The sequence below is a fragment of the Bacillus sp. RC242 genome, from assembly GCF_044908245.1.
GTDB lineage: Bacteria > Bacillota > Bacilli > Bacillales > Bacillaceae_G > Bacillus_A > Bacillus_A mycoides.
The window spans coordinates 307082-328265 of the sequence record NZ_JBIYCZ010000002.1; the positions used below are offsets into that span (position 1 = coordinate 307082).

The following is a 21184-nucleotide window of genomic DNA, read 5'->3' on the forward strand; positions in this document are numbered from 1 at the left end:
ATAAAAAGAAGACGTAACTATTCGTCCTCTTTTTATATGGTTCTGGTGCAAAAATGTTAGTTAGAAACATAGAGTAGCAATTTCACAATTTATTCACAAGTACCGTTAAGCGCAAGTTTACGTTAAGTATGCTATTTGCATAATAATGTTTTCAAGAAAAAAGTAGCTGTACTTTTGTGCAGCTACCTTTTTATGCAATAAATCAGTAATAGATATTCGAGCTGCAATAAATGCCCCTTTTATACTTTGAAATGTAATTTGCAAACTACAATTTGACATAATTCTAATAGTATGGGACGTATATTTCTCCATAAAAGCAACTTATTTTTATCTCTTTTAAACAATTTATCATATTATTTTCATCTAATTAGGCACAGAAACATTTTGCAAAATCTTACTACTTTTAGGAAAAACGTTTTTAGGGTACATTTTAAAATAGCTCTTTTTCTTTGAAATGTTTCTGTGCTTAATATTTAAAATATCTTATGTCAAAATTTTCCGCAACAAATATGTTAAATTATTCATAATTATATATAATACGGAATATTAAAGTTAAATATTCCGTATTATACTCTATTAAATATAGCGTATTTAATTTATTAGTAATTAATTTATTAGTCTAAGTATGAATTATAAAGTATATTCGTTTAAAATTGTCACAATATAATTTTATATTCGACGTTTTTAATTACTCGTGAAACATTTGCAAATGTTTTAACCGTTATGTATAAGGTAAATATCCCCTCTAAATATAAGATTTACTTAATTTAGATTCTTTCTCTCATAGTTGTAATGTCGAAAAAAGTCGAATTTTTATATTTTTTCTTTATTTTCTAGTTGTAAACGTTTTATTTTCATGTTACCATCTTAATCAAACATTAGATGGTAATAAAACTTAAAGTATTTCTTTCCCTTAGAGACATATAAACGTTCGGTAATACCATGAAAATAAGGCCAAAGAAATATGAGTTACCTGATAAAAGATTTAATAGGATTTTTACCACTTTAATTTTCTGTTAATTCAGAATGTAACACTTTAACATTTTGTCCCTAAACAAAATTTAAATTTTAGTTTGGTAAACTCAAAAAGCTAAATCACCCACCCAAATTAATAAATGATATATCCTGTTATATCTAGCGATCAGTCATGAGAAATAGATTTCTTCCTAAGAAAACTTAGCCCATTAATAAAAAGTGTCTAAATTTCTATCTTTATTACCATCTATTGTTGATAACATATTTACCAACTATAAAAAAGAGCCTATTGAAGGTTCTTTTTATTATAATCATTAGCACTTCAATTATTGATAATCATTGGTGTTGAATCTTTATTCCCTCACCTTATATAGCTTTCTTTTATTAACACTTGAAGACTTATTGAGGTACGGTTCTGATTTTAATTTTTTTATTTTTAAGCGACTAATTTCCGAATGATGGGCCATCCACAGTTTTATATCTAATAAAGAAAGAATTATATCTGTTTCAAGTGATATTTTGCTTACCTCCTTCTCTCTTATGGGTTATGTAGATAATATATCTCTTGAATCTAGAGCCTTTAGAACACATAATAGATACCCTAAAAAATGGACTTTATTTTATCTTTATCTTATCTTTACCTTATCTTTAAATTTTTCTATTAAACTTAGCATTTAGAAAAAAATTTTCGAGTCTAAAAAAGCTGGGAAATAGAGAATTATTGAATTTTTTTAATAACCAGCCACCATTGAAAATAGGGTTTCTTGTAAAAGGAGGAGTAATATTTGAAGAATAAGAGAAAAGTACAAACTATTATATTATTCTTTATTAGTATTTTAGGGTTAGGAACAATAATCGGGATACTATATTTTAATGACAAAACCAATACTCAAAAAAATAAAGCGTTTGCTACCGAGGAACGTTTATTGCAATATGAGCCCATCATGAAAAAAGAATTAGAAAAATATAATTTGGGAGAAAAAACAGCAATTTTACTAGGAATTATGTACCACGAGAGTAGGGGTGAGGGCAACGACCCTATGCAATCTTCCGAATCACTTGGATTAAAGCCAAATGAAATCCAAGAGATAAACTTGAGCATTAAACAAGGGGTAAAGCACTTTGTTCAAATGTATAGATATGGAGAAGAAAAAGGTGTTAGCATGGATACAATTATCCAAAGCTATAATATGGGGCCAGGCTATATTGATTTTATTGCCAATCAAGAAGCTAAACAACACTCGGAAGATACAGCTAAACAGTTTTCTAAGTTGAAAGTTGATCAGAATCCAGCTACATACACTTGTGGTGGAAATAAACAAAATTTTAGATATCCATATTGTTACGGTGATTTCACATATACAACAAAAGTGAATGAAAAAGCAAAACTTATTGAAGAACGCCTCCAAAAAAATTAAAATTGTATATATTTGTTTGAAGGAGTTTTCCATTTACTTTTATATGGTTTTTCATCAACTTTTATCCCCTCTTACCATCTAAATGTATATATACAACTATCGTATCATATTTCAATTTAAATACGGCTCTAGTTACATATTTCGCAAGAAATCTATTCAGAATATAAATAAAATCACCATTTTACATGAAATAGTATCCACTTAGCGAATTCATTAGGCATAAAAATAAATGTAGATTCAATAAAAAGAGAGTACCCTCGCTATTGGTGCTCTCAATGTGAATTGGGGTTTATCCTGAGCATTGAATAGGACACGAAGAACTCGTCCTGTTACATAATATTATGCTTGTCTATATTATAATGTGCAATAAAAAAAGCACCCTCGCCCAGGCGCCAAGAGATACATATACGTTGAGGTAACTAACACGTTAGAAAAGGCCCTTCCATATCATTGTATGATTATCAATTATCTTTATACCTAGCAGACTCATTAAATACGTTTAATGTATCATTTCTATTAGTTTAACCATGCCTAATGTCATCCAATTCATTCATGGTTAGTATTCTAAATAGACCAACGATGTATTATAATACTTTATATATCCAAGGAGGTTTACTATGCTTAATTTTCATAAAACATTCCCCATCTTAGGATTCTTTTGTTTTTTATATAGGTTTATCGGCATCATCTTTTTATTACTATTCCTTAGCGTGTAGTAACAACGCGTATAAATATATGTTTAATGTGTGATTTCTATTATCGGCTTTGTTAACTAACACTTAAATTATTTTAACAGCCTTTTGTTTAATTCCCACAAAGCTTTTTTGTTACTATCCCATTTTAAAAGCGTTACGGCTTCCTCAAAGCACAGCCATTTATAATTGAAGTGTTCTTTAGATAATTTAATATTTTTTGTAGGAACTTTAACTCCAAAAGAAAATTCTTTTATTACATAAACATCTTCTCCCCAAAGAAATTCACCAACTACATCCTCTACTGGTAGTGAAGACACAGAATCTAGTTTTATATATGGACATTCTCTTATAATACCAGCCTCTTCAAACGCTTCCCGTTTTGCTGATTCAATATGAGTCTCACCATCTTCTCCACCACCAGCTATTCCTTGCCAATAACCATAATCACTTCGATTAAAAATGCCATATTGAATGGAATCATCAGTTTTTATATAAGGAAATATCAATACTTGATACGGCGCTCTCATTGCTTAACCTCCTCTCGAAAAAATATGAACAATTTATTCACTAACTTGCTATTTTAGTAAATAAAGAGCCAACATCAAAATTCTACATTAATAATGCAGGTTTATGGTATCGGCTCTCCATTTTTTAAGAATTTTATTTTTCATAAATAGGTTTACTCTTAACGTGATAAAAACCTGCTTATTTCTTATTTAATTTGCTTAGCGTGTTTTTTTTCGAAATGCTGGCGGTATCACATGTTGACTAACCAGTCCAAATAGTCCCTAAAACGGTCGTTTAAGGAACTTTATTTATATCTATCAAAACTGACTGAAATATGTTTAAAATTCAGTTCAAAAACTCATTACCAAAAACTAAGTTTTATATCAAACATCACATACCGTTTATGGAACACTCTTAATGTACGGAAAACCAAGTTTTTTAAATAAAAAATTCCTTAGCGTACGAAATTCGCGTTATGTTGGCGGGACCCCATCGCCATCAAGTTAAGGTTTTGAAGTACCCCCTAAACGAAAAAATTCTTTCTCTATAGGGGCACCATATCAAAAAAGAAAATTGTAAGTTTAGACACATTTTAGATACAAAATAACCGATTCCTTATACGTTAAGGGACCGGTTATTTATTTTCCTACTTTTTTAGGGAGGTTTTTCTCGTAATGGTCTTAAATGATTGATTTAAGGTTATAAACTTAAATCATAAATAAAAGATAGAGTAAAAACTATATAAGAAATAAATGTAACGAAAACAAGAAAACATATAAACTGAGCATTAGATACATATTGTCCTATTCTTTTTTTCATTTTAATTAGTATTATTTTTCAGATGTGAAGTATCAATTTGAATTTCACCTTTCCAAGATCCAATTACTTTTCCAATTCTATTTATATTTACATCTAAAGTAAGGGGCTGTTTAAAATCGTCTCTTCCCTCAGAAACTATAACAAATGTAGCAACACCTTCGGGTTTATCATTATCACGAATACCTACATCATTTAATTTTTTACCTGCTGCCATAAGTTCAAAAGGAAGACGGTCATCTGAATCATGGATAAATGATAGTCTCCCTTCATGTTTAATCTCAGGGTTTCCCTCTTGTTGCCCATTAATTTTACCATCACTTTCGAGCTCTAATCCTGATGTATCAAATTCAAATGGTACTAAACTTCCGTCAGCTTTTTCCATTCTATAATGAACTGATATACGTGAATCTGCGATATATAATTCTTTGAAATGTACAGTAATACCTTGATCTGTAATTTTTTCATCAATAGGAATATATTTACCATTCTTCATCATATCTTGTGTGACACCATTTTCATCTTGTATTCCTTCATTTACAACTTTATCATTTGTAATTGCATCAGAAAAATATGAGGCAACATTTGTAGCCGCTACTTGTACTTGTGGAATCATTGCTGTTGTGAAAAGTGCTGCTGCAGCTACTGCTGTATACATGAAACGTTTTGATTTTTTACTCATGTTTGTAAAGAGTCCCTTCTTCTGTTGTTTTTTGTGATTTATATTAGAAACATTGTCTAGCTTGGAACGACTTTCAAATGTTTTCCATGCTTGTTCTATATCAATTTTGATTTCTTGTGGTGAATTTGCAGATTCTTCATCTAGCATTACGTTCTCCCATTGATTTAATTTACTGATTTCTACTAATAAATCTTGGCATGCTTCACATGTATCTAGGTGCTTTGTGAATTCCTTTCTTATATCATGAGAAAGTTCTCCATCAATATATGTTTGAATAAATCCGATATCATAACATTTCATTTGTTATGCCTCCTCCATTTGTTTATAAATCTTGCGAAATTTCATTTTGGCTCGAACCAATAATGTTCCAATAGAAGATATTTCAATTTGAAGTATTTCTGCAATTTCTTTATATTGAAAACCAGAGAATTTCATTAGTAAAAGGGTTCGTTCTCGATCATTCATTTTATTTAGTATCGTTTGTACCTTTGTAATTTCTTCTTTTCTTATCCAATCATCGTCTAATGATGAAACATTTTGTACTTCATGGTATTGTATTTCTTTATCAATCTTCGCTTGTTGCCTTTTTTCAGATCGCAAATGGTTATAAGCTACATAAGTAGAAGATTTAATCAACCATCCAGGTATGTTTTCAATTACTTTCCAGTCGCTACGATATAATTGTAAAAACACTTCTTGTGCTAACTCTTCAGCGATAGATTGATCTTTAACAATCCATATAATCTGTTTCACAGCATAAGCATAGTACTGCTTAAATAAATCTTCAAAAGGCATATCAGAAGCATGACTTTCCTCATTTTCTATGGTTAACATGTTAGTTTAAACCTCACTTTCAATTTGATGCCTGTATTATAGAGAAACCAGAAAAACGGATTTTGTGACAGTTTTTCTGGTTATTTTTTTATTATGTACTAAAAAAAGCATTCATCTGATTAAAAGATAAATGCAAAAAGGGAAATGAAAACATAAAACTATAACTCTTTCAGTAGTTTTCTATTAATGGGGTACCGCCACATCGCTATCAAGCTAATAAAAAGAAATGCCCCCTAGAATGAAAAAAACGCCATCCTTTCCTATGATTCTACAGAAAGAATAACGTATTTTTTCATTTTAGGGGAATAATTAATCTCTTAAGTTGATGAGCATGCAGCAAGCCCCTTTAAAGGTAATATTGCGGTACCAGGCTGCCCTCTATACTGAAAAGGTAATATCACAACTCAAACTGCTATATTTATTTCCTGTCGAATACACTCTTTTTTATTAGCACGTTTCCATAAATATATGGTGTAGAAGAATAAAATTGCAATAATAACATATGCAAAAAGCGACGAGGCTTGAACATTCCCCATAAAATTAAAGAAATTATTAAAAGTGTGGAAAGTAATGGTGATAATAATTGATTGCTTATTTACGATAAGTAAGGACAGAACAAGTCCAACTAAAAATGCATATATGATTTGTAAAATGGTATCTTCAATAGACTGCCCACCAATTAGTTGTAATAAATGGGTGAGACCAAACAAAAAACTCGAAATCAAAACTGATTTTTTTATCCCCTTTGAAAACAACATTTTGAGCATAAATCCACGAAAAAAGATTTCCTCAATAAATGCAACAACAAAAAATTGCATGATAAACATAAAAAATAAGTCAGATACCGATGTTGTGTTTAATCCTTTATTACCAAGTAGTATTACTAATAGAACAATCACTAATGGGGAATTTAATAAAATGGTATTCTTCATTGAATTATTTAACTTAATATCAAAGAAATAGAATTTCCACTTGTTCTTTATTGTTAAATATATTAAAATTCCCACTGCTAAAGGAACAAGTCCAATAAATTGTAATACTGGACTGGATGGCTTAGTAATAGTTTGATAGGCCCCGTTAAGCGTGTAAAAAATCATTAATAAAAATTCTAACCCAATAATTTTTAAAACAATATTCTGATTTACCTTCATCTAGAATCCTCCCCTATTTATCGATTTGAGCATTTTTCTTTTGGATTACTGCACTGTTACTATTTATAGATTAATAGTAACTTATTAATTCATCAAATAATTTACTGATATTTCAAAAAATATAACATAAAACACTTTATTATCCTCATGATAAGGTAAACAAATACCTCAAACGAGAAAATTGATCTCTTCAAATTGAAAATATATAAAATTCCTTTTTGGGGGTTTTATATATTTTTTTAGTTGATGGCGATGTGGTGAGACCCCATAAAGAAAAGACACCCATATAAGAGTGTCTTTTCCAATAGTTTTTTAGCAGAAGCAACTGCATCCGATAATGATTAATAAAATAAATAATACAACAAGTAAAGCAAATCCTCCAGCAAAACCGCAGCCTTCGCCGCAACTACCACCATATCCCATAATAATATTTCCTCCTTTAGATAAGAGGGTGAAACTAGGGTTCATTCCATGTATTTTAACGGGTTCACTTTACCTTATGTTTTTACGCCTGAATTGAGCAGGTCCTAAAAAAAGACGCCATAAGGCGTCCCCCACAATTGGGTAGATAAGGTTTAGTTTTCCAATTTAAAGAAAGTATGTATCACACCTTGAGAGTATATCATAATATCTGTTAAATTTAATATTCTATGCATTATTACATAAAAAAAGACACCCTAAGGTGCCGGTGCCTTCCTCCGACTTGAACCACTTTAATTTAATAATATGTATTGGACATTAAGTAAACACGTCCTATAAAACAGAATCATTTATTTTCAACAGATTGTTAGTGTACAAATACAAGAGAATCGAGATCGTTTGTTTGGCTAGATTAAAGCAACGCCACACCTATATGGTTGAGATGTGTTACGCCTTCTAATCGGAGAATCAGCTTTATAGAACGTGTCCACAATTTATATTTTACTACATGTAATATTTATTTTATGTAATTTTTACAAATATGTATAATTACATAAAATTTACGAGAAAAAGAGCGTATACTTTGATATTGTGTAATAAAGATAAGGCCCACCTACGGAAATAGGTGGGTTTTTTGTTGGGCATTACTATCTCATTGCACAAAAGGGAATTTGCATTAAAATAATATCATATTCTTAGAGTTCTTATATTGAGAAAAAAGACACTCTTATGAGTACCCTTCTTTTAGTAACCGAATCCGCCGCTACCGCCGCCCCAACAACTACATCCTATAATGATTAACAGGATGAATAGAACGATCAGTAAAGCAAATCCGCCACCTAACTGTCTACGCTTAAAGACTAAAGTTACCTTTCTCCAAGACTCGCTACGAGCGAATGGCTAGTTCTTACTCGACGAGAATCCCACCCGTTATATGATACGACCTAGGCTCGGCCGCACACCTGCCTCGTTAGTTAATATGAAAATGAAACCCAATGTCTTTCAGGCGAAAGTATAATCTTGGCTTGGAAATATACAACTGTTTGGACATAAAAAAGACCATCGAAATGATGGTCTTGCAAACTGTAGACAAATGCATAAAATAACGAATGAACCTTTCTCTGAACACTTACTTTACTTCTTTCATAAATAGTCTAACGTTTTCAGCGATTTCTTTGAATTTGGTATGGTGTAAATAATGTGATCCATCCATGGTTACTACTTTTCCATGTACCGAGTCTTTGATCTGCCCTTCATGCAGAGGTATCCATCCTGCTACATCTTCATTATTCGCTTGTACAAAGAGAAGAAGTGGAAGATATTTAGGGAAGATTAAACCTTGAGCCCCTTTAAAATTAGACGAAATATGATCCATCTCATTCAAGGTTGTCTCATTATACATGTTTTTATTCGAAATCATTTTCATTTGCTCTACGGTTTTTTCATCAAATGCCAGTCCAGCATAGGGGTCAGCACTGATTTTCATAGCCAATCTTAAGAGACCTGATTTTTTGAGATATGCAAACGTTTTTAATGGGAAATTAATATCCATACCCGGTTGTGTTGCAACACTGCTATCGATTCCGACAAATGCAGTCACCTCGTTTGGATATTTGTTCACATAATCAATTCCATAAATGCCTGTAATGGAGTGGCCCATGAACATGTATCTGTTAATATTAAGCTGCTGTAGAGCTTCATGAACTTCACTTACCATATTCTCCGTGGTTCGCTCTTTTACAGTTTCATCACTTAATCCATAACCGAAAGGCTCTACCGCAACAACTTTGTAAAATGGAGATAATTCATCGATAAGAAACTTAAAATCAAGCCCTGGAGTAGCTGTTCCATAACCAGGCAGGAGCACGATCGTTTCCTCGCCCTCGCCTTGAATTAACACATTCATGTTTTTCCCGTCTACAGATACGTGCTGACCGTAGGGCACTATTCGTTTTTGCTCCGAATGACTACTCATCACATTTACGATATAAACAATACCTAAAAAAAGTACAATGGCTAGAACGATTGCTCCTATGATTTTAAGTAAGATGTTTCGCACTTTCTTTATTTTCATTCCACTCAGCGTTTTCTTTTCCTCTTGTTGTGTCACTGTCATCTTCTCCTGTCCTGATCTGTTTGCCTTCCTTCATGTGCCTGTAATGAAAACTTAACCAATGAAGATGTACTCACCATGACGACAATATGAACTGAATATGAACTGCCAAAAAAATGCTACGGCTCTATATACAAGTAAGCTTGCATATGAGTCGTAGCATAGAGAATGAATCTAACTAATCTGTTGGTGTAGTGATTGGCAAGGTGACAATGAAGGTCGTTCCTTGACCAAGTTCACTTTTCACTCGGATGTCACCTTGATGAAGCAACACGATCTGTTTAACGATAGCGAGTCCCATACCACTTCCATCATACTTACGACTGTGGGAACGATCGGCCTTAAAAAAACGCTCGAATATACGCTTCTGGTCGTCAAGGTGAATACCAATACCAGTGTCGGATATTAGGATTGTGACGTTTTTGATATCTTGTTTGATGCTTACGTTAATCACGCCGGTATCCTCGGAAAATTTGATGCTATTTCTGAGGATATTCGTCCATACCTGATTTAACAGGTCATGATCAGCCGTTACTTTAACTGTCTGTAAATCAAGCTCGAAATGTATATCGCGAGCAGACCATTGTGGCTGGAGCGCCACAATGGTCCGTCGGATTTGTTCATCGAGGCTGAGCGTGACGAGCCGCAGTTGCTTTGACTGCGATTCAAGAAAACTCAGCTTTAACAGGTTATCGCTCATTTTGGACATCCTTTTCGCTTCAGCGATGATAATATCAAGATAACGGCTTCGTTCGTATTCTGAAAGGTCAACTTGCTTAAGCACTAGAGCATAACCGGATATCGAAGTGAGCGGAGACTGAACCTCGTGCGACACGTTCGTTACGAATTCCCTGCGCATCTGCTCAAGTTGCTGCAGATCGTGCATCATTTCTTCGAAGCTGCGAGCCAAAGTACCCAGCTCACTCGTTTGCTTAATATTCAACTTGACGTTGAAATCTCCAGATGCTATCCGCCTGGTCGCTTTTGTCAGCTTTTTTATCGGTCTTACCAGGAATACAGAGGCAACTAGAATCAATAAGCTTCCTGCAATCAACGAACATGTTGCAAAGACCAATGCCCACTTTGTGACAAAAGAGGCTGAAGGAGGGGCGAGCGCTTCCAAAAATATCGCTTTCGTTCCCATTTCCGTTTTCAACGGCAACCCTAAGAGGACCGTGGCAATACCATTAGGAGTGTCCTGAACAACACCTCCATCTAATACTTTCTTTAGTTGCTCCATCGTCACAGGCGCAGGTTTGTGTCCGTGAAGTTTACCGTAAGACTTGAACTGACCCGTTGCTTCATAAATTCGAATATAATAAGAATCGAGCTGCTTCATTTCACTTACGAACAAGTCCGCTTCACGTAACGGAAAGGTCTTGTAAATCCGGACGATGTCTTGGCCAAAGTTACGTGAGTTGATTTGAGCGTTTTCGTTCAATTTATCTTCGAATATCCAAGTTGACACCAAAAAAGAAATGATCGTGCCCCCGATGATGGAGACTAAAAATGTCAGGACAACACGTATATATAAGGATCTGATCATTCATAAACCTCAAGCCGATACCCAAGCCCGCGCACCGTTTCGATCCGAAAATCGGGTGTTGTCGCGAACCGTTCACGCAGCCGTTTAATATGTACGTCTACCGTTCGATCATCTCCGGCGTAATCGATACCCCAAATCTGATCGATCAACTGCACGCGCGTATAGACTTGTCCGGGTGTTCCAGCGAGCTTATACAGCAATTCGAACTCCTTTAGCGGCAACGTAAGCGACTCCGTCCCTTTCATCACCTTATAGGTCTGTCGATCAAGGATGACGTTCCCTAAATGGATCGTCTGCGTGGAGCCAATCTTGTATCGTTTGAGTAGTGCCCTAACACGAACCGTCAACTCTAACGGATCGAATGGTTTGGTTAAATAATCGTCCGTCCCAAGTTCGAAACCTTTCACTTTCTCCCATGTTTCTCCTCTCGCAGTCAGCATAAGTAAAGGTAGATCAGGATTGGCTCTTCGGAGCTCCTTGCTTAACGTCCAACCATCCATAATCGGCATCATAATGTCAAGTACGACAAGATCGACATTCGTTGAGATGTAGACGGCCAGTGCTTCCTTGCCATCCGCTGCTTCAGCTGTTGCGAATCCATCGTTGCGTAGAAATAAACAGACGAGTTCGCGAATGTTCGCATCGTCGTCAGCAACTAGTATAGTAGGCATCGGTTCCCTCTTCCCCCTGTTTTCCACCGCATTATTTCAAGCAATTATTATACTATAAATTAACACGTATGTTGATTAACCAAAGTAATACAGTTTCTTGATTTATCGACCTGTAGAATTCAAGTGTTTCTTTCAAACTAATTTGCCACTCAATTGACAAGGCTTCACAAAGAAACAGGCGTGTGAAACCTGCAAATGACAAGCGTTTATTTTGTCTTTTGGCCTTGTGCACGAAGAAATTTCAGCAAAGCATAGGCAATTAATTATAGCTGTGAATAACTGATTGAACAACGCATTGGATGTTGTGCCAAACAATACGGAAACGTTCAAATTCAGCTAAATCCAGCGGAAAAATGATTCAATTGCCCAGCGCTATTTTTACATGGCGGCGATTCCTTCGGACAGATAGATTGGTAGAACGCATATTCCCCAAACTACTCCAGTAATTACACCATCTGAAATAACACGCCCCATACCCACTAATTATTTTTCATCAAATGCGTAAATGGCGTATCAACTTTGATTGCACATTCGTTCCAAATCAATACTTGTTAATTTAAGTGAATTCCACCATAAAGATTCATATAGGTTTAGTAATTAGTCAAAGTTATTAGGGTATTCTGTCGTATAATTTATATATTACCATATAATTACCTCCTGATTTTTTTATATTATAGTTCTACATCAACACATAATATATAACTTTTTCTCATTGCTTATTGAACTAATCTGCTCCGTTCAAGAAGAACCCTATCAGTTTAAATAACTCAGATTTTGGCAAAATTAAATTGATTCAAATGATACCCACCTTTTAGTAATCTCAGAAAATTTCTTAGTCGCGAGTGAGGTTGGTTTTCTTATAGCTAATCCAATAGTTCGATAGCTATCACTTTCAAGTGGAATGGCTGCAAAAGAAATTTTTGATGTCGGTATAATCATTTCTGGCAATATACTAATTCCTAGATTATTCTCCACCATGGAGATCACTGAGTATTCATTCATATTTTCGAATCGAATATTGGGGCTAACTTTATTCTCCCTAAATATTTTTTGAATATCATCATAACACTGATATGTTGGCATAATAAAAGGTACATTTTCTATTTGTTGCATTGATACTTGGTTTTCCTTACATAATGGGGATTGGTTAGATACAACACATAAAAGTCGATCCCTCTTCAATTGTACGATTTCAAAGGATTTTTCAAATGATTCAAAGTAAGTATCATTATTAATAAATCCACAATCTAATCTCCCGTTTTGTAACCAATTCTCAACCTCAGCATAGTTTCCTTCCAGTAATTCGATTTCAATATTTGGAAACTTTTCCTCCATTTTTTTAAGAATACCAGGAATCCAGTTTTTAGAAATACTCGAAAAAACCCCCACTCTTACTGTTCCTTTTTGGAACCCATTGATAGCGGCTACTTCCTGCTTCAGCATGTTGTTATAGTATAAAATTTTCCGAACGGTAATTAAAAGCTCCTCTGCATTTTTGGTCAATGTTAAAGTAGAGTGATTACGAATAAATAAAGGAAAGGAAAACTCTTTTTCCAAACTGCTAATTGCATGACTTACAGCAGATTGGGTGAAACCTAACACTTCTGCAGCTTTTGTAAAACTATTGAGTTCTGCCACTTTGTTAAATATTTCATATTTTGTTAAAGTCACTATGGTCCTCCTCATGAATTTTATTCATGTCTCCATTATATTTCTTCGTTTTATTTAATGCCATTACCAACATACAATAAGTGCATGCTCTATTATATGACCCTTGACAAGGGATGTATTTTTTATGGAAGGATGAAGTGAAATGCAAAAAATTTTAGTTACAGGTGCTGCAGGTAAAATTGGCCAAGATGTTACAAGATTCCTAGATAAGCAAGGGAATTACCAGTTACGGCTAGCAGATATTAACTTATCTGCTTTAGAAACTTTTAAAGATACAAATCATGAAATCGTATATTTAGATGTTTCTGATTTAGCTGCTTGTCAAGAATTTACGAAAGGTATAGATATAGTTATACACTTGGCAGGTAATCCTTCGCCAAATGCTGATTTTTATGGCTCCTTATTAGAAAATCATATAAAGGGAACCTATAATATTTTTAGAGCTGCTAGCGATAATAATGTATCCAAAGTGATAGTTGCTTCCAGTGCTCAAACAATTGAAGGCTATCCTTTGGATTATCAACCACATGCTTATTCACCCACGAGACCCAAAAATATGTACGGGGTAAGTAAGTGTTTTGCAGAGGCTGTTGCTTCTTATTTTGCTTATGAAGAAGGGTTACAAAGTCTTGCTATTCGTATAGGTGCATATGATGATTATAATCCATATGGTAAACCACTAACAGCTAGAGATATGAGTGCATACTTAAGCCCAGAAGATTTTATGGACCTTCTCTTAAAGTCGATGACGGCAAAGAACTTACCTCCATTTTCAATTTTACATGGTGTATCTAACAACAGGTTTAAACGAATTGATATTGAAGGAACAAGAAAGTTAGTTGGTTATAGCCCAAGTTCTGATGCTTTTGTACTAAGTGGTATTAAGTTTTTTGATTCTTGATAAAGGCATATCTAGAAAAGAGATTATATTATTGTTATTTAGCTTTTATTTGTTCTATTTTCAATAGCTACAGTTTCTATAATCATAAATATTCCAATTTTCCCAGATAGAGCACACTATTCTTCTGTCTCATTTGTGGAACAACTCTATTGTCACCACTAGTTCCACAGATGTTCTTTTCCTTTTCAACATAATGGGGGAGCACCACATGCCCATCAAGCTAACCAAGTAAATTACTAGATACGAAATGATTCTTGTTTCAAAACTAGCAAGTGATAAAAAAGTAGGCATGCTAAAGAAGCCTATTAAAATGCGATTTTTTCGCTAGGCAGCTTGTCTATGCTTCACCGTCGTTTTATACACAATCCCTAGAATATCAAAGACGGTCATCTTCTTATACCTATGACATTTACGACCGTTTTTTTTGAGCAGCTGATAAAGGCGATGCAGAATTTTTAAAAGCTCTTCTGTGCCAACGGCTATCGCTTGAAACAGTAAAGGAAAGTAATCTTTAATCATATAAATCGCTTTGTATTCACTCAGCTCCTGCTTTTTCTTTTCAAGCAGAAACTGTCGCATTTGAAACATTGTAGAAGAACAGAGGAGAATGCCCATGAGTTGTCCATATAAATGGCACTCTAGGCGTTCCCTTTTAATATTTTTACATTCATCAATTTCAAAGAATGACTTCCACGTTTTAAACAAAATTTCAATCTGCCAACGAAGTGAATATAATGAATGCACGTAGTTCGTCGGTACTTCTTCTAGCGACGTGTTCGTGATATATACATTCATGCCCATTAAACGTTTACTTTTATCCTTCATGACAATGCCTTTCTTCTTTTCACGTATCGCTTGGTTTTTCAGGCGTGTTTGCGTTTGATCATCGGTTAAACGATGGATAATAACACATACTGGAAGTTTCTGGTTTTGGCCAATGTATACCTCGGGGATTTCTATCGTTTCACCAGGGATTAGACCAGACATCATTTGTGTCATATCAAGTTGGATATATTCTGTCTGCTTTTTTAACGTACCATTGTTGAAGTATTCTGGTTCAGGGTTCTTGATATAAATGCGTGTATTCAACTTCAACCTCGAGATATAATAAGCCTTTTTATCATGAATGGTTTGTAAGTCTCCTAATCAAAGTAACCAAGATCACGTAAACACAAATCGCCCGCTTCTACGGTTTCAAGGCAGATAGTACCGTATGTTTTATCATTATTCTTTCCTGGTCCAAGCTGCACGTTAAGAAATTGACCACTAAGTAAATCATATTCCAATTGGATTTTCACGCCTGCGGTATTACTACTCCCACCTGAACCTTGATAGTCAGTGGCGAAATGGTCAGGCAGTTGAAACACTGTTGCATCTAAAATACGGATACGATTGAAAGTAGAGATCACGTGTGCAGAAAGTGAGTGGTTTGAACAGAGTTTTTGTGTGAGAAGAGAAGTAAAGACTTCTCGAAGAAATGCGACAGCTGCTGGATTAAAGCGTTGATTCAGTCCTTCTGAGCTCATAAGTACCCCAGTGGAAACTTCTAACTGACTGCACAATTGTGTAAGTGATGTGCTAGCAATTTCTTGGCTGATCCATACGCAAAGGGCAATGAGTTCGTTGGCTTGATACTTGCTAGATCGCTGTACAAAGCCAACTTGTTTGGCGATATCTTGTAGGAATACTGGAGATAAAAAGTATTGTAGCTCTTGTGCGAAAAGATTCAGTTCATTTGAAATGATAGGATTCATCAAAAACGCTATCCTTTCTGTATATTTCTACAAAAAGAATAGCGTTTTTTTCGTTTTATGGATACAATTTTTTAGCTTGATGGCGATGTGGTGCTACCCCATACCCATCAACTTAAGAAATTATTAAAGGTTGCTACAAAAAGACTATATATTTCGCTCCTCATACTCAAAGGGTTCTTTGCACGAGTAAATTTTATGAAAAAATCCCATATACGGAATATCGTCTTCCAAGCATTTTATGCGATATGACAACTCTTCATCGCATTCCGGTTCTTGACCATTGTTCCGCATACAGTCGAATTCCTCTATAATAGATTCCATGAGGTTTACCTTGATAAATAAGGGTAACTTTTCTAACATCGCATTTTCAATTTTGGTCTCAGATTTGTATCCTGCGAGGACTACTTCAAAATAATTATCCATAAACTTTTTACGTTTATCCGCATCTGGTTCAAATTGTATCCAACCCATTCCGTTTGTCCAGAGACTTGCAAGGTCAAACATATACCAACAGTAACATGAATTATCGAAATCATATACGGTTATTTGCCCCGTATCAAAATCTATCGAATAATTCCCATCGTTGTAATCAAAATGGACCATACCGAAAGACTCACTGTTCCTGTCCAATCCTTCTAAGGTTTTAAGGAGCTGTATCATCTTCTCCTTAAGTAGCGATAACGAGTCAGGTATAAGTTTATCGACATATTCGGCATTATACTTTTCAGAAAAACTATTCCGGTGGTGGACAGGAGTATACCCCTTTGATATTTGGTGCAGTTTTCCTAGGGATTTACCACAATTATAATAATACTCGGAGATCGGAACTCCTTCCCGGTACCTATAATTATTTTCCACAAGCATTTTTCCTTTTGCCTTTTTAAATAGACAGATAAAAAAGGTATGATTATTATAGATAATCTCTTCCAGCAGTTTCCCCTTCTTAGAGCTGATTACATCCGATACACTTCCTCCATGCTTGAATAAATACCTGATGTACTCAACTTCTCCCAGAAAATCTTCTTGGCTTCTGTCATTTAAAAAGGAGATTCTAAGTATCTTGGCATCAGTGCCCTCTTTCTCACAGGTATAAACGACATTACGCCCTCCGGTATGTGCCTTAACCGGCTTGACTTCATAGCCTTGCAACCCGTACAAGTTTGATACTAATGGAAGTAAATATGCATCACCGATTCTAATAACCTCGTTATGGGTCATAATACCTACACTCATAAATCGACGTCCCCCGCTTCCTTATTTTTCCTTGCATTATTATCATATTGTGAATAGGGAAATTTCACAATTATTTTATTTGCTTTGGGGAACGATGAATTCCCTAAGTTGATGGGTATGGGGTCGCACCACATCGCCATCAAGCTAAAATTTTATAGCACCCCCAGAACGAAATTTTGTACTAACTTGTAACAAAAAAGCTCATTTTTTCGTTTTGGGGTAATTCTGAATTCTTAAGTTGATGGGCATGGGATAGCACCATCAAAACGCGAATTTCGTACGCTAAGCAAAATTTCATAAGAAAAAGAAACTGTTTTGATTAGTTTATTTAAAACTTTTTTCAAAATCGTTTCTTTTTATTAGTTATCTATTTTGAATTAAACGAACATTTTTAGTGCTGCATTATTTCTTGATTACAATGGATAATTTATAGTTTGCATACTTGTTTAAATCCATCAAAAATTGATCTAATGATTCATTAGATGGAAATCTGCATTCAAGAAGATAACAACCTTCCCCACTAATTTTATAGTTATTTATGATGTGTTTCTCATATGTTTTAATAAATGAAAGATACGGTTGATGATGTGTATCTTTTATATAGATATTAATAAAAGCATACATAAAGCAACCTAATTTAACTTGATTTACTTTAATGCTATAACCTTCAATTACCCCATTATCCTCTAATTTAGCAACTCTAGATGCGGCGGCTTGTCCTGTCAAATGAACTTTCTCTCCTAATTCTTTCATAGTGATACGACTATTTCCAGATAATTCTTCTAATATTCGCATGTCTGTATGATCCAGCATAAAATCAAATCCTTTCAAAAAAGTATAAAAATCTTTATGTAAATGAATTGCTTTTTAATAAGTTTGTTAATGCTAAAAATTGTGCTGATGACAAAATTTTTGGAAATAGCTCAGCACATTTACTTAAAAAAGAATAAAGTGACTCTTTTTCTCCACACATTATTTTAAATGAATCTTTATATTTTCTTCAATTGAAATGTGGTTTAGCTTAATTAATACTCATGAACACAAAAACATGTTGGGTCTTTCAAAATTCAAGTCAAACTACAAAAACACTTGATTTTATCTATGTAAATATATATTGCAAGTGTTATAGAATATACGTAAGTTACTAAACAAAAATAAAAGGAAGTGTAAATATGAAGATCACACAAATTAGGAATGCAACGATCGTTGTAGAATATGCAGGAAAAAAGTTTTTAATAGATCCAATGTTAGCTGAGAAAGGTACTTACTCACCTTTTCCAAATTCACCAAGACAAGATCAAAATAATCCTTTAGTTAGCTTACCAGTATCCGTTGAAAATATTATTAATAATATAGATGCTGTCATTTTGACTCATTTGCATTTAGATCACTTTGATGAGGCAGCTCAAAGAATATTGCCAAAAGATATAAAAATGTTTATACAAAATGAAGAGGATGCTACAGAAGTTAGAAACGCCGGTTTTCAAAATGTGGAGGTTTTACAAGAGGATACAGTCTTTGAGAATATCCAATTAATCAAAACAAAAGGCGAACACGGAAGAGGAGAAATTTTAAAACTTACTGGTTTAGTGTGTGGCTTTGTCTTCAAGCACTCAACTGAGCAATCATTGTATGTAGCTGGGGATACAGTATGGTACGACGCTGTCCAAGAAGTGATTGATACACATAAACCAGAAATCATTGTAGTAAATGCTGGAGATAACCAATTCTTTGAAGGTGGTTCTCTTGTCATGGGGAAAGATGATGTTTATGAAGTGTATAAGGCTGCTCCCAACGCAAAAATTATTGCTGTTCATATGGAAGCTATAAACCATTGGGCATTGTCTAGAGAAGAATTAAAGAGCTTTATTCATGAAAAAGGAATCACGTCTAATGTGTTAATACCAGACGATGGTGAATCTTACACGTTTTAGGTAAAGAAACACACAGCAATCTTAGCTAAACATGAGATCCGTAAAGGGTCTCATTAATTATTTTAAAAGCCGATTATTCTGAAGTGCACCCCGATTGTTAGACACAGTCTAACAATCGGGGTGCACTTCAACGGTACTCTAAGAGAATAATTGGCTTTTTACTGTTAAGTTGTTTGTAGTGATCGTAGGGAGTCTAATGATGCAATTTCTTTTATACTAAATCGGTATTTTCCTAGAATATTAATGTGTTCCCATTCTAATGGAGAAATATATTTCAATAATTCTTCATTAAGATGGGAATTACATAACTCAACTTTCGCACCTATAAAATAAGCGGGGAGATTTAGCTATATTGAATTTAGAGTCTATCAATTGTGTACTGTACAACTTGAGTAAAATGAAAAACACCTCGATCCTTGGTATAGTGAGATTACCTAGAAATCACTACCACAGAAGAGGTGCCTTAACTACAATAGCTCAAAATAACCAATATCATCAACTACCAAAAGAACTTAATTCTATTTTTTCCGAGCTTGAAATGAAGATCCAGCTAAGGATGCAGTCTATCGCTTCTTATAAACGGTGCCAATGTTCAATTGGCTCCCTTTCCTGCTGCTGTTTAGTATGAATGCGATTAAAAAAGTAACTCGACTTACGAAAAAAACCGCTCCAAAGTTTTGATTGTGCTTATCATCGTAACCGCAGTAAAAAAGTTGAATTGCTAGCACACTATTTTGAAACCTTGGTTAACTATTCCAACTTTGAAGTATTTCCTGTTTTTAATCAATGAGTAAGGGGCAAAATTCAAAGTATATGGTGGCACTATTTGTACTTCTTTCTGTAATCTCTACTCATCGAATAAATTTAGAGCTATCACTCATGCCTTCAGTTGAACACCCCGATGACTGAACTAAGATAAGTTATGGATGAAGCGCCCGTGCCATCGCATCAAAATAATTCTGACTGGCACGCTGACTCACTTCGGCTTCAGGCACAAGCACTTCAAAGCAATGGAAGCAGCCGGGGTAGAGATGAAATTCAACATCTACTCCTGCTTGTGCAAGTCGTGTTACATATTCAATAATTTCATCTCGGAATAAATCGAGTTGACCTACACATGTATAAGTTGGCGGTAGTCCTGCTAAGTTGTCTGCTCTCGAAGGTACGGCATAGGGAGATGATTCGTTAGTATCGTTCTTCTTTCCCAAGTACATATTCCAAGCCGTTAAATTGTTTGATCTATTCCATGTTGCATTGTCTTCTATAATCTCATAGCTTGATGATGTTATGTTGTGGCTATCAAGCATCGGATACAGCGGCATCTGAAAAATAATAGATGGACCTCCTTTATCACGAGCCATTAACGCAAGTGCCGCTGTTAGTCCACCGCCTCCACTTGCACCGGCGATCGCAACTCGATTCACATCAATTCCAAGCGAGTCTGCCTCATTTGTCATCCAAACCAAGCATGCATAACAATCTTCAATAGCCGCTGGATAAGGATGTTCGGGCGCAAGTCGATAATCGACAGACACAACAACGCATTCAGCAGTCTGAACAAAGCGTTCACACAAAACATCGTCCATATCAGGGTGGCCCATTACGTATCCACCACCGTGAATCCACAGCATAGCTGGAAGTTTATCAAGATTTTTCTCAACGGGTTCGTAAATTTCAACTAACATATCGCCGGCTGCGCCAGGAATCATTCGCTTGGTCATGTGTACAAGCTCTGATTTTTCCAAATGTGGATTCGACAAGAGACTTCGACTCGCCTCCAAATCCCCCTCTAATTGAAAGCCTGGAAATTGTGAGAAAGCCTGTTTTAATTCTGGTAATACTCGACTGTCAATTTTCATATAA

At 34.7% G+C, this 21184-nt stretch carries 16 protein-coding genes and 3 pseudogenes; 3 read left to right on the forward strand and 16 right to left on the reverse strand.

Annotated features, from left to right (window positions below; all coding sequences use genetic code 11):
* Positions 1–117: 117 nt before the first annotated feature.
* On the reverse strand, positions 118–312 hold the full coding sequence (locus ABH957_RS05340; protein WP_033732005.1) for a hypothetical protein: 195 nt from the start codon (positions 310–312) through the stop codon (positions 118–120).
* A gap of 1448 nt (positions 313–1760) precedes the next feature.
* Here ABH957_RS05340 and ABH957_RS05345 point away from each other — a divergent pair.
* Complete coding sequence (locus ABH957_RS05345; RefSeq protein ID WP_002035240.1) at positions 1761–2393, forward strand: lysozyme family protein; 633 nt, start codon at positions 1761–1763, stop codon at positions 2391–2393.
* A gap of 784 nt (positions 2394–3177) precedes the next feature.
* On the opposite strand, the gene ABH957_RS05350 is transcribed toward ABH957_RS05345, so the two are convergent.
* The 11 genes and pseudogenes from ABH957_RS05350 to ABH957_RS05400 all read right to left on the reverse strand — a co-directional run bounded on the left by ABH957_RS05350 (position 3178) and on the right by ABH957_RS05400 (position 13499).
* Positions 3178–3615: an NUDIX hydrolase gene (locus ABH957_RS05350; protein WP_404449760.1), complete on the reverse strand. Its 438-nt coding sequence runs from the start codon at positions 3613–3615 to the stop codon at positions 3178–3180.
* A gap of 800 nt (positions 3616–4415) precedes the next feature.
* Entirely contained in the window at positions 4416–5393 is a 978-nt protein-coding gene (locus ABH957_RS05355) for a DUF4179 domain-containing protein (RefSeq protein WP_404449762.1), read from the reverse strand.
* 3 nt (positions 5394–5396) lie between these two features.
* Positions 5397–5927, reverse strand: coding sequence for an RNA polymerase sigma factor SigX (locus ABH957_RS05360; RefSeq protein WP_002016748.1), 531 nt, complete (start codon positions 5925–5927; stop codon positions 5397–5399).
* Positions 5928–6331: 404 nt separating this feature from the next.
* On the reverse strand, positions 6332–7078 hold the full coding sequence (locus ABH957_RS05365) for a CPBP family intramembrane glutamic endopeptidase (protein WP_002084319.1): 747 nt from the start codon (positions 7076–7078) through the stop codon (positions 6332–6334).
* A gap of 312 nt (positions 7079–7390) precedes the next feature.
* Positions 7391–7501: a YjcZ family sporulation protein gene (locus ABH957_RS05370; RefSeq protein WP_000540371.1), complete on the reverse strand. Its 111-nt coding sequence runs from the start codon at positions 7499–7501 to the stop codon at positions 7391–7393.
* Between the two features lie 741 nt (positions 7502–8242).
* Positions 8243–8338 (reverse strand): annotated as a pseudogene (locus tag ABH957_RS05375) (YjcZ family sporulation protein); the annotation flags it as partial.
* A 289-nt stretch (positions 8339–8627) separates the two neighbouring features.
* The gene (locus tag ABH957_RS05380; RefSeq protein ID WP_404510709.1) at positions 8628–9608 is read right to left on the reverse strand and encodes an alpha/beta hydrolase; all 981 of its coding nucleotides are present in this window, start codon (positions 9606–9608) and stop codon (positions 8628–8630) included.
* Between the two features lie 181 nt (positions 9609–9789).
* Positions 9790–11157, reverse strand: coding sequence for a sensor histidine kinase (locus tag ABH957_RS05385; RefSeq protein ID WP_404510711.1), 1368 nt, complete (start codon positions 11155–11157; stop codon positions 9790–9792).
* On the reverse strand, positions 11154–11828 hold the full coding sequence (locus tag ABH957_RS05390; protein ID WP_001142154.1) for a response regulator transcription factor: 675 nt from the start codon (positions 11826–11828) through the stop codon (positions 11154–11156). Before ABH957_RS05390 ends, ABH957_RS05385 begins: the two co-directional genes overlap by 4 nt.
* 390 nt (positions 11829–12218) lie before the next feature.
* A pseudogene (locus tag ABH957_RS05395) lies at positions 12219–12464 on the reverse strand (GNAT family N-acetyltransferase); the annotation flags it as partial.
* A gap of 147 nt (positions 12465–12611) precedes the next feature.
* Positions 12612–13499 (reverse strand): LysR substrate-binding domain-containing protein, encoded by an 888-nt coding sequence (locus ABH957_RS05400; RefSeq protein ID WP_002142572.1) that lies wholly within the window; start codon positions 13497–13499, stop codon positions 12612–12614.
* Positions 13500–13641: 142 nt separating this feature from the next.
* Here ABH957_RS05400 and ABH957_RS05405 point away from each other — a divergent pair, with 142 nt between their 5' ends.
* Positions 13642–14400 (forward strand): NAD-dependent epimerase/dehydratase family protein, encoded by a 759-nt coding sequence (locus tag ABH957_RS05405; RefSeq protein ID WP_061675664.1) that lies wholly within the window; start codon positions 13642–13644, stop codon positions 14398–14400.
* 324 nt (positions 14401–14724) lie between these two features.
* Here the strand turns inward: ABH957_RS05405 and ABH957_RS05410 are convergent.
* The 3 genes and pseudogenes from ABH957_RS05410 to ABH957_RS05420 form a co-directional block, all read right to left on the reverse strand.
* Positions 14725–16154, reverse strand: a pseudogene (locus tag ABH957_RS05410) (IS4 family transposase).
* 144 nt (positions 16155–16298) lie between these two features.
* Positions 16299–17387, reverse strand: coding sequence for a phosphotransferase enzyme family protein (locus ABH957_RS05415; RefSeq protein ID WP_404456734.1), 1089 nt, complete (start codon positions 17385–17387; stop codon positions 16299–16301).
* A 402-nt stretch (positions 17388–17789) separates the two neighbouring features.
* Complete coding sequence (locus ABH957_RS05420; protein WP_002087562.1) at positions 17790–18200, reverse strand: Lrp/AsnC family transcriptional regulator; 411 nt, start codon at positions 18198–18200, stop codon at positions 17790–17792.
* A 359-nt stretch (positions 18201–18559) separates the two neighbouring features.
* On the opposite strand from ABH957_RS05420, the gene ABH957_RS05425 reads away from it, so the two are divergent.
* Positions 18560–19321: an MBL fold metallo-hydrolase gene (locus tag ABH957_RS05425; protein ID WP_404456730.1), complete on the forward strand. Its 762-nt coding sequence runs from the start codon at positions 18560–18562 to the stop codon at positions 19319–19321.
* Between the two features lie 920 nt (positions 19322–20241).
* Here ABH957_RS05425 and ABH957_RS05430 read toward each other — a convergent pair.
* Positions 20242–21180 (reverse strand): alpha/beta hydrolase, encoded by a 939-nt coding sequence (locus tag ABH957_RS05430; RefSeq protein ID WP_404510712.1) that lies wholly within the window; start codon positions 21178–21180, stop codon positions 20242–20244.
* Positions 21181–21184: the final 4 nt, after the last annotated feature.

Coding starts and splice junctions, on each gene's coding strand:
- ABH957_RS05340 (WP_033732005.1), bottom strand. CDS start 312: ATGGAGAAATATACGTCCCATACTATTAGAATTATGTCAAATTGTAGT.
- ABH957_RS05350 (WP_404449760.1), bottom strand. CDS start 3,615: ATGAGAGCGCCGTATCAAGTATTGATATTTCCTTATATAAAAACTGAT.
- ABH957_RS05355 (WP_404449762.1), bottom strand. CDS start 5,393: ATGAAATGTTATGATATCGGATTTATTCAAACATATATTGATGGAGAA.
- ABH957_RS05360 (WP_002016748.1), bottom strand. CDS start 5,927: ATGTTAACCATAGAAAATGAGGAAAGTCATGCTTCTGATATGCCTTTT.
- ABH957_RS05365 (WP_002084319.1), bottom strand. CDS start 7,078: ATGAAGGTAAATCAGAATATTGTTTTAAAAATTATTGGGTTAGAATTT.
- ABH957_RS05370 (WP_000540371.1), bottom strand. CDS start 7,501: ATGGGATATGGTGGTAGTTGCGGCGAAGGCTGCGGTTTTGCTGGAGGA.
- ABH957_RS05385 (WP_404510711.1), bottom strand. CDS start 11,157: ATGATCAGATCCTTATATATACGTGTTGTCCTGACATTTTTAGTCTCC.
- ABH957_RS05390 (WP_001142154.1), bottom strand. CDS start 11,828: ATGCCTACTATACTAGTTGCTGACGACGATGCGAACATTCGCGAACTC.
- ABH957_RS05405 (WP_061675664.1), top strand. CDS start 13,642: ATGCAAAAAATTTTAGTTACAGGTGCTGCAGGTAAAATTGGCCAAGAT.
- ABH957_RS05415 (WP_404456734.1), bottom strand. CDS start 17,387: ATGAGTGTAGGTATTATGACCCATAACGAGGTTATTAGAATCGGTGAT.
- ABH957_RS05420 (WP_002087562.1), bottom strand. CDS start 18,200: ATGCTGGATCATACAGACATGCGAATATTAGAAGAATTATCTGGAAAT.
- ABH957_RS05425 (WP_404456730.1), top strand. CDS start 18,560: ATGAAGATCACACAAATTAGGAATGCAACGATCGTTGTAGAATATGCA.
- ABH957_RS05430 (WP_404510712.1), bottom strand. CDS start 21,180: ATGAAAATTGACAGTCGAGTATTACCAGAATTAAAACAGGCTTTCTCA.